The sequence below is a fragment of the Nitrospirota bacterium genome, from assembly GCA_016212215.1.
Taxonomy (GTDB): Bacteria; Nitrospirota; 9FT-COMBO-42-15; order HDB-SIOI813; family HDB-SIOI813; genus JACRGV01.
In genome coordinates this window covers 13,354-27,582 of sequence record JACRGV010000114.1, presented here as the reverse complement: position 1 = coordinate 27,582, position 14,229 = coordinate 13,354, and the positions used below count along the sequence as shown (strand labels likewise).

Below are 14,229 nucleotides of genomic sequence, written 5' to 3'. Positions count from 1 at the left end.
GGTGGCATCGGCTTTATTAGATATAGAGCCCAGATTGACCAAGGTCAGAGGTCACAAGCACCTGTCTAAATTACGAGATGTTATACAAAGGGAACTTAAAATCGGAGCGCAGCAGGCACGTGCCGCTGCATAATAACATGGTGGCCGCTATTGAATTTCAACTAAAAAAGGGATTGACTCGATAAACATGCCGAGGGCTAACCGACATTACATTCCAGGACAGGTGTGGCATATTACACATAGGTGTCACAAGAGGGAATTTCACCTTATCGGGGTCGGACCATAACAACCTTTTCCATAGCTACATGAGGCAGCAAAAACGCAGACAATACTGATAAATCATAATATGTATGGGATAGGACTGCCTAAAAACTCTGGCGGATGAATGAAGAAGCTTCTTTCGTGACAGGGCAGAGTGGTAATTATTATTTTCACTGAGATAAGGGGTACTGAGTTCTTGAAAAAGTCCGGTTAAGCAAAATTTAAAAAAATAAAAATAAAAATAGATACCATCAAATCCTATCTCTGCTTTTGGGTTTAAAGAACAGCTTGGCTTTCCGATCCTGAAAATGCTATACTGCAAAAAATATGAGACTCTTCGAGAAAAATGGACATGCGATTATCTGGGGTGATACCATAGATGCCCTCACGAGCAAAATTCCCGATGGCTCGGTAGACCTAATATTTGCTGATCCGCCCTACAATATCGGGAAAAACTTCAATGGTAGAAAAGACCGTTGGCCATCAGATGAAGCATATCTTTCGTGGTGTTATGAGTGGCTTACTCTCTGCATCGCTAAGCTGAAGCCACACGGTAGCTTATATGTTATGACTGCGACTCAGAACATCCCCTACTTCGACATTTTTCTTCGTAAACAACTCCATATTCTCAGCCGGATTGTCTGGGCGTACGACAGCTCTGGAGTACAAGCGCGTAATTATTTTGGTTCTCTCTATGAACCCATCCTCTTTTGCGTTAAGGATAAGGACAACTATACCTTCAACACAGATGACATTCTTGTTGAAGCCCGCACTGGTGCAACACGAAAGTTGATAGACTATCGAAAATCCATTCCGACCATGTACAACACCAAGAAGGTGCCGGGAAACGTCTGGAACATCCCACGAGTACGGTATCGGATGGACGAATACGAAGACCATCCCACGCAAAAACCAACAGCCCTGTTGGACAGGATCATTAAGGCAAGTTCAAAACCTGGTGACCTTGTACTTGATCCGTTTTCCGGTACATTCACTACGTCATTCGTTGCGCAATTGCTAGGGCGAGATTCCCTCGGCATCGAAGCCGAGGAGGAGTATGTGAAGATCGGCCTTCGCCGTCTTGCAATTCAGGAAACATATAACGGCGAAGTCCTGCGCCGTGAGCCGAAGACTTATGAACAACAGGGTGGCCCAGTCCAACAGCACTTGGCCATTTTTGAAAGGCATGAGCAATGGAACACGACTTCACACCAGTAATAAAAGACATCCTCACCCGCCATTTCGCCACTAAGGCAGAAGACCTGTTTGAAAAAAGTTCTCTCCTTCAGTACATCAACCTCAAAACTGTCTCAGCTACCCGCGGTTCAAAAGCAAGAAGCAGCTTCGCAAATCTCTACGCGATTTATGTTTTGGCGGAAGACTACGTCACGCATGGATACCATAAAAAAGGTGATTACTCAAAATACGAGGGGGCGCAATTCTCCAAACTGTTTAAGAGACAGCGCGAACTGCCCTTTGGCGGCAAACTACAGAACCATGGCCTGAACGACCGCCTAAATGGAGAATTCAGGAAGTGCTTTCCACAGGTCGATGCTCAGCCGATTCTCAGGGTTGTTGAGACTAAAAGATATTGGATCAACGAGAAGCTTATTGCCTTATCGCTTGGCAAGAAGACATTCAACATTGCTGAAGCAATCATCGAGATCATCAACGCATATGCGAGCACCAAGCAGGCGTCATTTGCAGGGTTCATTAAGACTTGTGAGCAACTGCGGGAGATATCAAAACAGAAGAATGATAAGGTGGAAGAGTTTGTCCTTGGACTGTTGGCTCAAAATGTTGATGCGCGCATCTTTGAGATCGTGAGTTATGCAATCCTAAAATACTTCTATCATGATCAGACTGTATATTTCGGTTTTCAGCTTGATGATTTGGAAAAGTCGCCTTTGATCCTCTATAAGACGGGCCGCACGAATGCTAATGACGGCGGTATCGACTTCGTTATGCAACCGCTTGGCCGGTTCTTTCAGGTGACGGAAACGCTTGATGTGCGGAAGTACTTTCTGGACATCGACAAGATCGAGCGTTATCCTATCACGTTCGTGATAAAGTCGAGTGAAGCTATACAAGTGCTTGTCAAGAAACTTCGCGAGGGCGCGGAGCGCCAGTACTCTGTTAAAGCCATTGTAGAGAAGTACATGGCGTGTATTGAAGAAGTAATTAATATTCCTATACTACAAGAGCGATTCAGGAGTGGCGTTGCCCAAGGCTACCTTAGCAGTATCATGAACGAGATCGTTCGCCAGAGCAAAGTCGAGTTCAATTACGAGGAACCTGACGACGAAGATGATGAAAACGAAGATGAATGAAACTGCTGAACTGAACATTGCTTCGCCTAAGTCATGTGTCCGTCCATCACCCTGCATTATCAAATATTGCATCTATTTCAGTAATTCTGAATTCAGAGCTAATAGAACGGCCCCCAGAAGCCATAAGGAAAATAATCGGGGTCGGACCATAATAACCTTTTGATTTTCATAAACTAATGTGATAATTTCCATATTACTAAGTCCTTAGAACATCAATTTGCGGCCTGAAAACATCCTTTTTACTGCGGTAGTTTATGAGGCGGCAGAAGGATAGCGTGGTCCGACCCCGACAAATGACTCCTGATTATGCGGCAACACAAATCAAGGTTATGGCAAATCCCCCCTTTACAACGTGCATTTATATAACCTATAATTATTTGCGACTGAACTAAACTATGTGTTAAATCAGAAGGAGATGAACTGTCTTGAGTCAAATGGATGAAATAGCCGGAAGGAAAAGGGAGTTGCTCAGAGTTTGTTCAGGATATCAGGTCCTCGCAGTCTACCTTTTTGGTTCCATGGCGGATGAAGGGGTTGGTCTGCTGGATAATAAGATGCCGGTAGATATTGATCCACTTGCCGACCTTGATGTCGGTGTGGTGTTCCTGTTACCTCTTTCTGATCCAAAGGAAAGAGTAAAACTTTACAAAAGACTTTATTCTGATTTATCAGATGTATTCTATCCGCTTTCTTTGGACCTCGTCTTTCTTCAGGAAACCGGCGTCATCATTCAGTCAGAGGCAATCAATGGTCAATTAATCTATAGCCGTGATGATGATCAGAGAACAGATTACGAAGAAAGAGTCATCAAGTTTTATCAAGACTGGAAGCCTGTCTATGACCAATATACAAAAGAAGTATTGGAAGCTATCAGGACATGACTTTAAACGTCACCATGATAACAGGCAGGATTGATGTCATCCGTACTGCCCTGTCCCATTTACAGGATCTGGGCACTCTGCCGAAGGAAGAATTTCTGCGTGATTATAAAAACCCTGCATCAGCAGAAACCTTTCTGAGACACTGTCTTGAGGCAACCTTTGATATTGGAAGGCATATCCTTGCAAAGACCGGCAAAGTTCGCCTGACTCATGAATACAAAGATATTGCCCGTGGGCTTGGCGACAGCGGTGTGTTATCTCAGCCACTGGTGGAAAGGCTTATAGAGATGGCCGGTTATCGAAACAGGATCGTTCACTTCTATCACGAGATTACGAATGAAGAGCTGTACCAGATTTTGCAAACCGATATGAAAGACTTCAGGAATTTCCTCAACGAGCTTGGGCAGTTCATGGAAAGCCAACAGAAAAAATAAATGGATACGGGTACGGAAAGCCCTATTTTATACAAGAAGTCTGAAACTTAAGGAAGTATATCGCTATGGGTACAAAGTGCGAAAAGATTGAGATAGACATTTCTCAGGACATAATATTTGTGATGCGTGGGTCTGAGAGATACTTTTCTCCCAGGAGATAATATGCCTACATAACAAGGTTAAAGGTATAGTAATGCATATATGAAACTAACGTTATAAACATCTTGATTTTGCAAAATAGAAATTGTATTCTATTTTGTATGATCATCCTGAGAAAAGTTAAAACGCTGGTACTACAGCGATTAAAATCGTATCCTGCTGTAGCATTAGTCGGACCCCGTCAGTCCGGTAAAACCACATTGGCGCGTTCTTTATCAACTGAGTATTTTGATCTTGAGCAGGAAACCGAACGATTGAGATTGGATGTTGAATGGCCTTCTTTGATTAAGACCAAACGTTTGATAGTGCTCGATGAGGCCCAGACTTTCCCGGAGTTGTTTCCGCGGCTGCGTGGGGCAATTGATGAGGATCGCCGCCGGACTGGCCGTTTTCTGCTATTGGGCTCTGTCTCCCCGGAGCTTATGTTACATGTTTCAGAGTCCCTGGCCGGACGCCTCTCACTCGTAGAATTAAGCCCTTTTACTCTATCTGAACTGCCGGACACTCCAATGAGGGAGTTGTGGTTATTGGGTGGTTTTCCTGACGGAGGTATTTTGTCACCTGACCTTTATCCACAATGGCAAAAGGATTATCTCGACCTTCTGACACAACGAGATTTGCCGAACTGGGGGCTGATCGCTAAACCACAAGTGATGCAGCGCCTGCTCAAAATGTTAGCGGCTGTTCATGGACAATTATGGAATGCCTCACAGGTGGGACAAAGCCTCAGCATTTCTTATCATACGGTTAATAGCTATGTCCATTTCCTTGAAGGGACTTTTCTCATTCGCAAACTCCATCCATGGTCGGCTAATATTCGAAAACGGCTTGTCCGCAGCCCTAAGTGCTATTGGCGTGACACAGGCATTCTCCACAGTTTGCTCGGCGTTCAGGATTATAAAACCCTGCTGAATCAACCGTGGGTAGGAGCGAGTTGGGAGGGGTTTGTCATTGAACAGATTCTGAATACATTAAATAACACCGGACGACCGCTTGAAACATGGTTTTTCCGTACATCCGATGGCTCTGAAATAGATCTATTGATAAAGTATGAGAATACATTATGGGCAATTGAGGTGAAGTTAACATCCAACCCTTCACTGCAGCATTTTGACAGTCTCAATCGTGCGGCAGATCTGGTAGGAGCTGATAAGCGTGTGCTTGTTTCCCAGACAACTAAACCGGCAATAAGTAATGACCGGATTTCCTGCTCATTAACGGAATTGTTGAAAATTTTAACAGAGAGCAACTAGTTCCGGACCCTGACATTTGATTTAGTGAAATAAAAGGAGACAATATGGTTGTATGATATTGCGCCGGTGAATTCAATTAACATTTTTTATAAGGAGGTATCGATATGTCGAATATTCGTTATGTCTGTCTGTCAGATATGCATCTTGGGGAAGAGGATAGTCTGTTAACAAATCTAAAAACAGGAAGTAGTGATATAGACCCATTTAGTCCAAGTCCTGTTCTTATTAAACTTGTAGAATGTCTGAAGGAACTTATCCGCAGTAATGATAATAATAGGAAACCAATCCTTATCCTGAATGGAGACATTCTTGAATTGGCTCTTGCAGAGATGAATGAGGCATCAATGGTGTTCGAACGTTTTATAGAGCTGATTATGCCCCCTGGTGATGAGCTTTTTGAGCAGATCATTTACGTGCCTGGTAATCATGACCATCACCTCTGGGAAACCGCACGAGAGACCCAATATGTTGAATATATTTCAAGACAATTAAATCAGGCAGGGAGTTCGTTACCTCCTCCATGGCATACTACAGAGATGTTTGTAGAAAATGTAAATAATCCTGTTCCCTCAAATTTTCTAAACGGATTGATAAAGAGATACCCAAACCTTAATAATTTTAATATTCAGATTGCTTACCCTAATTTTGGACTTATTAGTGGAGATAAGAATAAATGTGTGGTATTTCATCACGGCCATTTAATTGAGTCTATCTATTATCTCATGAGCACCGTAACAGGGATAATATTTCCTGATAAGAAAAAGCCTGTTGACGTAGATGATATTGAGGCGGAAAATTTTGCATGGATAGACTTCTTCTGGTCAACGATGGGGCGTTCAGGGGTTGCCGGTCAGGATATAGAAAAGATATATGAGAAGATAGGCGATGAAACAGGTCGTAAGAGATTGATAGAAAATCTATCGGCATATCTGGCAAAGGAAGTTGATGTCCCGCTTGTGCCTGAATATTTTGAACCAAAGGTGATAGGTTTTTTCATCGGCATGTTAGTGAACTATCTTGCAAAAAAAGAAAAGAAATATTCCGGAGGTTTACTGAGTCCGGATGCTGAAAAGGGCCTGTGGGCTTATACAGAAGGGACACTCAGGGAACAGATTCTTGAAGAACAGGCAGCTATGCCGAAGGAAGTAACTATTGTCTTTGGCCATACACATAAACCATATCAGGAGGATGTAAATTTCAGGGGATACCCTGCATGGGTGAATGTATTTAACAGCGGTGGATGGGTTGTGGAATCAGTGGAGGCTCAACCACTCCAGGGCGGGGCAGTAATCCTTGTTGATGAGAATCTTGATGCTGTTTCCCTCAGAATGTTTAATGAAGCAGAAAATCTATCCGGCTATTCCGTCAGAGTTGAAGATGCAACTCATGCGGGCCAACCACCAACACCAATATTTAATAGGCTATCCGGCCTGGTCAATTCATCGAGTGGAATTTGGAGGGATTTTTCTTCAACAGTTGCCCGTGAAATATATGTCAGGCAGCAGAACCTCAGGGCAAGGATAAACAGAAGGAGTTAGTATGACTTTGGGGTCTGATTGGGGACACCATTATGTATGATGTCCCCAGAATTATATTATGGTATGTAGACCTCGTACAAGCCTGTTATGGAATACACGACTTTGACGTTACCGTGACCTCTTGACACCTTAGGTATTGGAGAGTAGCATGAGAGCTAATTTTACTATTTTCCTATTGTGTTATGTGACTAAACATTTGGTAATTTTCTGGGGCAGAAGCGTAATGATATTCTTAACTTTTAAGCGTAATTTTAAATAAATGATTGTAACGAAAGAACATAAGAAAAAAGTAAAGCCATATCCAATCATAGAGGAAGAGGAAAAGGTTCTTATTTGGGAGAATGGTGAACAACTTTACCTTATCGACTTCAATTCATTTGAAAAGCACACAGAGAAGAAAAAGAAAGTTCAGAAAATTGTTTTGAACGGACACGAACTTAATGACCTTAATGGAAGTGAATGGACAATACATGGTAAAAGCGTTCAGGCATTCAACAGCCCGATAACAGAGAAAAGAAGAACACACGGTGCTTCATTTCCGATAACATTGGCAAAACACTTCATCAAAATATATTCAAAGCCAGACGACACAGTTTTTGACCCATTTGCAGGAGTTGGGACAACACTAGATGCTGCAAACATTCTGAAGCGACATTCCATCGGAATTGAACTCAACGAGAACTTCATCAAACTTTTCAATCAAGGCATTGACCCGAAAGACGGGAATCCAAATAGAGACTACCGAAGAATTATAATTCAAGGCTCAGCGATGGAAGTTTACAAATATCTACCGGTAGATTCAGTTGATTTCATTCTTACTTCTCCACCGTATGCTAACTTGTTAAACAAGATTCGTGAGAACTTTGCAGACAAGGACTACAACGGAAACACTTACAAAAATCAGAGTAGAAAATTAGCAAAGCCATATTCTAAACATGAAGAAGATTTAGGCAATGTTACTTACGAAGAATATTTGGTAAAGATGAAAGAATTATTTTCATCACTTCATCAGGTTTCAAAGCCAGGTGCTTACAATGCCTGGGTGGTGCGGGATTACAGAGACATGGAAAACAACATACCTTACATCAGTTTGCATAGCAACCTTATGCGGGTTGCACAAGAAGCTGGATGGAAAATGTGGGACATGATTATTTGGGACCAATCAAGCCAAAGAAAATTAGTTCGGTTGGGAGGGAATAAATCAAGACGATACTACTTCAACATCGGGCATTCATTTATACTTGTATTCAGGAAAAACATCAAAGGCGAAAAATTTTAATGATAGCGGACAACCAAAATAAAAACAGCACATACTATACTCACGGATTTCATCCGTATCCTGCGAAGTATACTCCGCAACTTGTGAACAAGTTTTTTAATTTGTATTGCAAACGTGGTTTTACAATTCTTGACCCATTTTGTGGAAGCGGGACAACATTAGTAGAAGGAGTTTTAAACGGAATGGATTCTGTTGGCATTGACCTTAACCCAATCGCTTACATTATCTCTCGTGCAAAATCAAATCACTATTCAGCAGAAGAAATTAAATCAATCAAAGATTTCATCTCTGAAATTCAACCACAACCAAGCAACGGTTTGTTTGCTAACATGAATGGTAAGTCAAATGTTGAAACTGCAATTCCTGATTTTCCAAATCGCAATCACTGGTTTCAAGAAAATGTCAGTCATGAATTAGTGATACTGAAAAATATAATTGATAAGATTGAAAACCTAAACATCAAAGACCTTTTGTATTGTGCCTTCTCAAAAATTATTGTAAAGGTTTCTAATCAAGACAGTGAAGTTAGATACACAGCAAAGAAAAAAATCATCCTGACGGAATTGTTTTTTCTTCTTTCATAGACACAGTTTCAAATTACCTTCAAGTTCTAAGTTTAAATAAACATATCATCGATGCAAAAGCGGAAGTTCATAACGGAGACACATATGAAGTTTTGAAGAAATATCCAGACAACCATTTTGATTATGTCATTACTTCTCCGCCTTACATCAATACATTTGACTATTACTTGTATCACAAACAAAGAATGTTTTGGCTTGGGTTTGACCACAGACCTGTAAGACAAAAAGAAATTGGAAACCATCACAGGATTGACACAAAAAAAATTGAAGTTGCGAAGGCAGAATACATTGACTCAATGACGCAAATTATGGATGAACTTTCACGAGTTTCAAAAAATCATTCATATTTTGTGATGATTATCGGCGATGGAATTGTTGATGGGACAACTATTGAAATGAGCGAAGTAATTGCAGAAATTTGTAAACATAGCAATTACTCAATTGAAAAAATAGAAAGTGTAAATCTTTCGGACATTACACGATCATTCAACAAAAAGTTTTCAAATGCTCCGAAAAAAGAACATACAATTACTTTGAAAAATAACAAATAAAACTCAATGCTATTTACTGAAAATTTAGAAGAAATTATTTTTCAAAGACACGAACTGTTTCAAACAGATGAGCTAATTGCCTTATCGGGATACGTTGGGCCAAAACCAATTCAGAGACTTCAAACTCTTCCATTTCATTCTAAGGTAATTTATGGTATGTATGGTGCAGAAGGATTGGAAGGCATATCCTTGCAAAGACCGGCAAAGCTCGACTATGGGTAAGTTACAGTTTTCACAAAATAGGATATAGAGGAGGAGTTGGTTGAGGTTGATCAGTTTTTGCAGAGTATACAGGATTATTTAAAATGAGGGAGGAAAATATATGAACAATAAAATAAACATTGGTATTGCCTCATATCGTGAAGATCAATGGGGATTGTTGAAATCAACAGCATCTGATCCTGAAGTAATAGAGAATACTTATCAGGAATGGTTGGAAAATACCGGCAGGGTTATTGAGGATTTGAAGAAAAATGATTATGAGCCGGTTAAGGTTGATTTTGATGTTAAGAGATTCAATGACTGGTGCCAAATCAATAACAAAACTCCCAATGGAGAATCACGATCAGAGTATGTGGGTCACCTGTTGAGAATAAAAAACATATTTAGTCATAATTAGATGAAGACAATGGAATAACCAGAAGGTTAGCGTACGCCCCCTACCTAACAAAAGGAAGGTGAAATGAGCGAAACTAATAATAGATTTTACAGGTGGATCAGTCCTGCTGAAGAAGGGTTATGGACGAAGTCCCTTGAAGTAAACAAATATCTTGATGTCCTTTAAAAGCAGGAACTTACTTTATTTCAAAATGCGGTAATTAATAAATGCAGGGAGAGGATGGATGATGCTAAAAATGCTATTGATGTCGGCAACTTATGGTGGACGTGGATTCCATTTGCCACGCTTCGCAGGAAGAACTATAAGATATTCTGGGAGCTTGTTCACAGGACGGATGAAGATATTATATTGTTGGTACCTGAAGCTGAATTACTCAGCAAGGCTGTTGACGTAAAGACCTCATTCGACCTGAATATCAAGGATGAAGCCTTAAGGATAGAATGGCTTGGGAATGAGGGAGAGAAGGGGGAACTGCTTATGGCAATAGATAGGATCAGTAAGGTATCTCAAACTGAAGCGGTAATTTCACAAAAAGGATTATTGAATGGGACAAAGGAGATTGAAGAATCCAGGTATATTATAAAAGAGGCGATGAAGATTATTAATGAGCGGATGGATCATTCATTTTGGATCCTTTCGCTAAATAACCTTGTAGGTGTTTTAAGCAGCTTCCTGCTTGCCTTCTGGATGTTTATTTTTTATTTCCTCTGTTATCCTACGCAGTTAGTTGGTCTGGCTGTTTTCCCTTTCAAGGAGATAGTGATTCCAGTATCAATACTTGGTCTTATTGGGGCTTATGTCAGTAATATTATTACAAGAGAGGATTTTCTGTTTATCAAGGGGCCGTTCTGGAGGTATATGGTTCATCACATCATATCAAAGCCTATCCTGGCCGCATTTGCTGCCGTATTTATCTGTGTCCTGGAGAAATCAAAACTCATATTTTCCATAACACCTGTTACTGAAAGTGGTGAGACAATGACAACAGGAATTCAACAGATAATATCAATCAATGTCCCTGCGGATTACGCCGGATATGTTTATGCTATTCTTGCCATTGCCTCCGGTTTCTCTGCAGACAAGCTTATGAGGGGGATGATAGACAGAGTATTGAAAAGGCTTGAGGAGAATGCTGAGAAGACGAAGGAGACACCTAATGGAGAGTGAATATTGCAGAGCTGAAATCCATTTTGAAAAGTATATCTGAGGCGCACTTGTGAAAGAAAGTTTCATTGTTACCTATGAACCCTGACAAATCGTTTCAGCGGATACGCCAAAAACAGCTCGTTTCTTTAATCTTTATTTTCTATCATAAAGGAGAGATAATAGATGCCTTTTAAAACCTCATCTGCTTTAATAAGTATATTACTTGTATTAGTCTCTTTCATGCAAGGGTCTTATGTATCAGCAAATAGCAACCTTTGCGATAAAGGGATATATCCTGTTCCCGGTAAGGCTGGTTATATGCTTCGGGGCGATCGTTGTGAGGGCTTATATAAGATGCCTGTCGGAGCAAAAAGTATATAGTTTGTTTCATTGCTTAAGGGAAAGATTCTCTTTGATCCGAAATCTGATGCTTCTATGGAGATATCTGTTAAGGATACAGGTATTAAAACAAAGTCGCCTGTTAATGTTCGTGCGGTTGCATTGTATTTGAGGAGCTATTATCGGATGGATACAGTACTTCCTCCTGACCGACCGCTGATTTGGCCGCTTGAAGAGGTTCTTCATCCGGTAGGTTTGAGGGTTAATGATATCGGGATATTAGGCTGGATTGGCAATGAAGATGACCGGACATTTATCCCGTTACGTGTTTCTCAAAAGGGGAAAGATTCGGCGGGTCAACCATCTGATCCGGTAAATTTAGTTATCCGGTGCGCAGTAGATGTTGTTGAGGTGAAGTGGAGTTATTACGTGGAAGGAGAACAAGGTGCAACGCCTAAATGGGAGAAGGTTAATCTCAGTCCGTCGGTTTCTGCCGGTAATCCCATTACGATAACACTCCCGGAAGGGCTTCCTGCAAAGGCCATATTGGAAGTCAGAGCAAAAGAACTGAATAGAGGCTATTTACCTATTAAACGTATTCGGGTAAGTGTTAAAGGTTCTCTATGAAGAATAAGGAGTTGTACCATCATATTAAGGAAAAACGTGATGAGGAAATAAGAAAGGCTGCCTCCGATCTACTTGAAAAACCTGGCAAGGATGTGAGTGAAAATCTTCAGCGGCTTGACGCCTATACAAAGCTCCTTGATGCCATACCTTCTCCACCTTCAAATGAGTGGATATGGGCTCTAATTATTGGCATATTGTGCCTTGTTGTTATCGGGCTGCTATGGAGTTTTCGGGTAAGTAAAACAGGTGTCATACTAAAGATAAAAAGTGAGGCTGTCAGTCTCACCCTGGCAAAATCCTTTGCTGCTGATAACACTAATTTGGCTATAGACAGGATAGACCGCTTAATGAGTATTGATGGCCCGCACCTTCCCCTTAATGTTAAGGGGGATAATAACAATCTGTATATTCAGCTCAACGAAGGAAATGCATATCTCAATAATTTAACTTTTGGAGAAAATGGGGTACTGGCGTTGGAGAGCATTAGAAATTACCCGTCTATTCATATATATTTTAAAGGCTCGGAATTGCAAGGTCAGTTTGATGTATCAAACTATCCTGCCTTGCTGGTATGGGAAGAGGGGTCTGCAAAAGGTAAAAGCATTAAAAAGAAATATAACGGTATTGGTAATGAACCGGAAACAGTACAATTCAATGCCGTTGGAAATATTGGTGTATCTACTCATTTTAAGGCACATTCAGATACCCCATTGATTTTGCACAACCTTTATGTTAACGGTATTATGTCTTTTGCAAAAGAAGTATCTGCAAAACCAGGTGAATATCTCCATGAATCAACAATTAGTGAGGGAGTCCTGACTTTACACGATTTAGACAATAAGACTATAAATTTGAATGAAGGAGATCTCCTTTACCTTGAAGGAATAGATGGAAGGGTGGTGGAGATCCGGATAGGAAGCGGAATTGATCTGAGTTTTGTAGGTGATGTGAAGAATGTAAAGATTGGCCCAAAGGATTTCGAGAGGGATATTAAGCCTACCTATCTCGAATACATGTATTACAACTATCGTCTGGCATTTTTCTGGAGCGCTGTTACCTTTTTGTGGGGGATATTATGGGGAATACGAAAAACTATATTTATGTAATAAAAAATTTCTTTGAGAAGGAAGGTCTTCCATGGGGGCTTAAGCCTCCACATATTACTTCCGCTGTTGGTAAGCTTTGCCTCAACCTCTCAACCGGAGAAAAAGCCATTCCCCTGACAGTGTCTGACGAAGATGATGATGAGGCGTCTGATGTTTATTTGGATTCAGGAGAATGTAAGTATCTCAAAACAGGTAGTTATAATATTAGTGTTAAGAATGCAATCGTCAATTGTGGCCAGGTAGAGATAAAAAGGGGTCAGACAAATGATATTGTTTTGAATTGTGATATGGCAAATCCACCATTACCAGTACCCGCCTTCTGACCATGATGCGTTTAATCGGGGAATCCCGGGAAAGGAGAAAGTAAGATGATCATTTCAATCATTAATCACACAAACGGGCAGGTGAGTGATGAGGAGCTGCAGTTTGCAATCAGGGCGATTAACAGGCAGATTGCGGAGGACTTTGAGCCGTACTGGAGTCTCGGTGCAGAGCTGAGACTTGAAGGCAGGAGCGGTAAGAAGCCTCAGAAGCAGGGTATTTCAGATATGCGTGGGGATGCTGTTATCTACCTCTGGGACAAGGTTGATGTGGATGGTGCACTTGGCTATCATGATACCAATAACCGGGGCATTCCGTATGGTTTTGTATTCACCGAGCTTTCAAAGCAGTTAAAGGAGAACTGGACAGTCACACTTTCACATGAGGCACTTGAACTTATCGGCGACCCTGAGGTAAATCTGCTTGTGCAGGGGCCTCACCCTGAGAATCCCAAGAGATATATGTTCCACTGGTATGAGATGTGTGATGCAGTACAATCCGAGACCTACAAGATAGATGATGTGGAAGTCTCCAATTTCCTGCTGCCCCTCTATTTTACAGGGAGCGAGGAGGCAGGCGGCAGAAACGACTTCCTCGGCAGAATCTACAACGGAAAAACACTAACATCATTCGGCATAAATCCCGGAGGCTACATAGGCTTCTTTGACCCTGAGACACAACAGCATGAGACCTATTCCATGAAAGGTGATAAGAAGGCTGCGAAACGTTTAGAGATAAAGATCAAAGGAGGAAAGGCCCGCAGGTCAATCCGGTATCAGCGGTTTATTAAATGAAGGTGAT

General features: G+C 41.2%; 16 protein-coding genes. All 16 read left to right on the top strand.

Annotation, left to right across the window (positions count from 1 at the left end; genetic code table 11):
* Positions 1-588: 588 nt before the first annotated feature.
* The 16 genes from yhdJ to HZA08_10180 all read left to right on the top strand — a co-directional run bounded on the left by yhdJ (position 589) and on the right by HZA08_10180 (position 14,222).
* Positions 589-1,479: an adenine-specific DNA-methyltransferase gene (gene yhdJ, locus HZA08_10255; GenBank protein ID MBI5193807.1), complete on the top strand. Its 891-nt coding sequence runs from the start codon at positions 589-591 to the stop codon at positions 1,477-1,479.
* Positions 1,455-2,591 carry a restriction endonuclease gene (locus tag HZA08_10250; GenBank protein MBI5193806.1) on the top strand — a complete coding sequence of 379 codons (1,137 nt, stop codon included), beginning with the start codon at positions 1,455-1,457 and terminating at the stop codon, positions 2,589-2,591. Before yhdJ ends, HZA08_10250 begins: the two co-directional genes overlap by 25 nt.
* Before the next feature lie 425 nt (positions 2,592-3,016).
* A complete protein-coding gene (locus HZA08_10245; protein MBI5193805.1) occupies positions 3,017-3,472 on the top strand; it encodes a nucleotidyltransferase domain-containing protein in 456 nt (151 codons plus the stop codon).
* Positions 3,473-3,486: 14 nt separating this feature from the next.
* The gene (locus HZA08_10240) at positions 3,487-3,906 is read left to right on the top strand and encodes a DUF86 domain-containing protein (GenBank protein ID MBI5193804.1); all 420 of its coding nucleotides are present in this window, start codon (positions 3,487-3,489) and stop codon (positions 3,904-3,906) included.
* A 260-nt stretch (positions 3,907-4,166) separates the two neighbouring features.
* Positions 4,167-5,318: an ATP-binding protein gene (locus HZA08_10235; GenBank protein MBI5193803.1), complete on the top strand. Its 1,152-nt coding sequence runs from the start codon at positions 4,167-4,169 to the stop codon at positions 5,316-5,318.
* 104 nt (positions 5,319-5,422) lie between these two features.
* Positions 5,423-6,856, top strand: a complete 1,434-nt coding sequence (locus tag HZA08_10230) for a metallophosphoesterase (GenBank protein MBI5193802.1) — start codon at positions 5,423-5,425, stop codon at positions 6,854-6,856.
* A gap of 259 nt (positions 6,857-7,115) precedes the next feature.
* Positions 7,116-8,135 (top strand): site-specific DNA-methyltransferase, encoded by a 1,020-nt coding sequence (locus HZA08_10225; protein MBI5193801.1) that lies wholly within the window; start codon positions 7,116-7,118, stop codon positions 8,133-8,135.
* Positions 8,135-8,719: a hypothetical protein gene (locus HZA08_10220; protein MBI5193800.1), complete on the top strand. Its 585-nt coding sequence runs from the start codon at positions 8,135-8,137 to the stop codon at positions 8,717-8,719. Before HZA08_10225 ends, HZA08_10220 begins: the two co-directional genes overlap by 1 nt.
* A gap of 92 nt (positions 8,720-8,811) precedes the next feature.
* Positions 8,812-9,270: a hypothetical protein gene (locus HZA08_10215; protein ID MBI5193799.1), complete on the top strand. Its 459-nt coding sequence runs from the start codon at positions 8,812-8,814 to the stop codon at positions 9,268-9,270.
* Positions 9,271-9,276: 6 nt separating this feature from the next.
* Positions 9,277-9,492: an NgoFVII family restriction endonuclease gene (locus HZA08_10210; protein ID MBI5193798.1), complete on the top strand. Its 216-nt coding sequence runs from the start codon at positions 9,277-9,279 to the stop codon at positions 9,490-9,492.
* A gap of 100 nt (positions 9,493-9,592) precedes the next feature.
* A complete protein-coding gene (locus HZA08_10205; GenBank protein MBI5193797.1) occupies positions 9,593-9,889 on the top strand; it encodes a hypothetical protein in 297 nt (98 codons plus the stop codon).
* A gap of 219 nt (positions 9,890-10,108) precedes the next feature.
* Positions 10,109-11,056 carry a hypothetical protein gene (locus HZA08_10200; GenBank protein MBI5193796.1) on the top strand — a complete coding sequence of 316 codons (948 nt, stop codon included), beginning with the start codon at positions 10,109-10,111 and terminating at the stop codon, positions 11,054-11,056.
* 414 nt (positions 11,057-11,470) lie between these two features.
* Positions 11,471-12,001, top strand: coding sequence for a hypothetical protein (locus tag HZA08_10195; GenBank protein ID MBI5193795.1), 531 nt, complete (start codon positions 11,471-11,473; stop codon positions 11,999-12,001).
* Positions 11,998-13,107, top strand: coding sequence for a hypothetical protein (locus HZA08_10190; protein MBI5193794.1), 1,110 nt, complete (start codon positions 11,998-12,000; stop codon positions 13,105-13,107). Before HZA08_10195 ends, HZA08_10190 begins: the two co-directional genes overlap by 4 nt.
* The gene (locus tag HZA08_10185) at positions 13,077-13,430 is read left to right on the top strand and encodes a hypothetical protein (GenBank protein MBI5193793.1); all 354 of its coding nucleotides are present in this window, start codon (positions 13,077-13,079) and stop codon (positions 13,428-13,430) included. Before HZA08_10190 ends, HZA08_10185 begins: the two co-directional genes overlap by 31 nt.
* A gap of 45 nt (positions 13,431-13,475) precedes the next feature.
* A complete protein-coding gene (locus tag HZA08_10180; GenBank protein ID MBI5193792.1) occupies positions 13,476-14,222 on the top strand; it encodes a hypothetical protein in 747 nt (248 codons plus the stop codon).
* Positions 14,223-14,229: the final 7 nt, after the last annotated feature.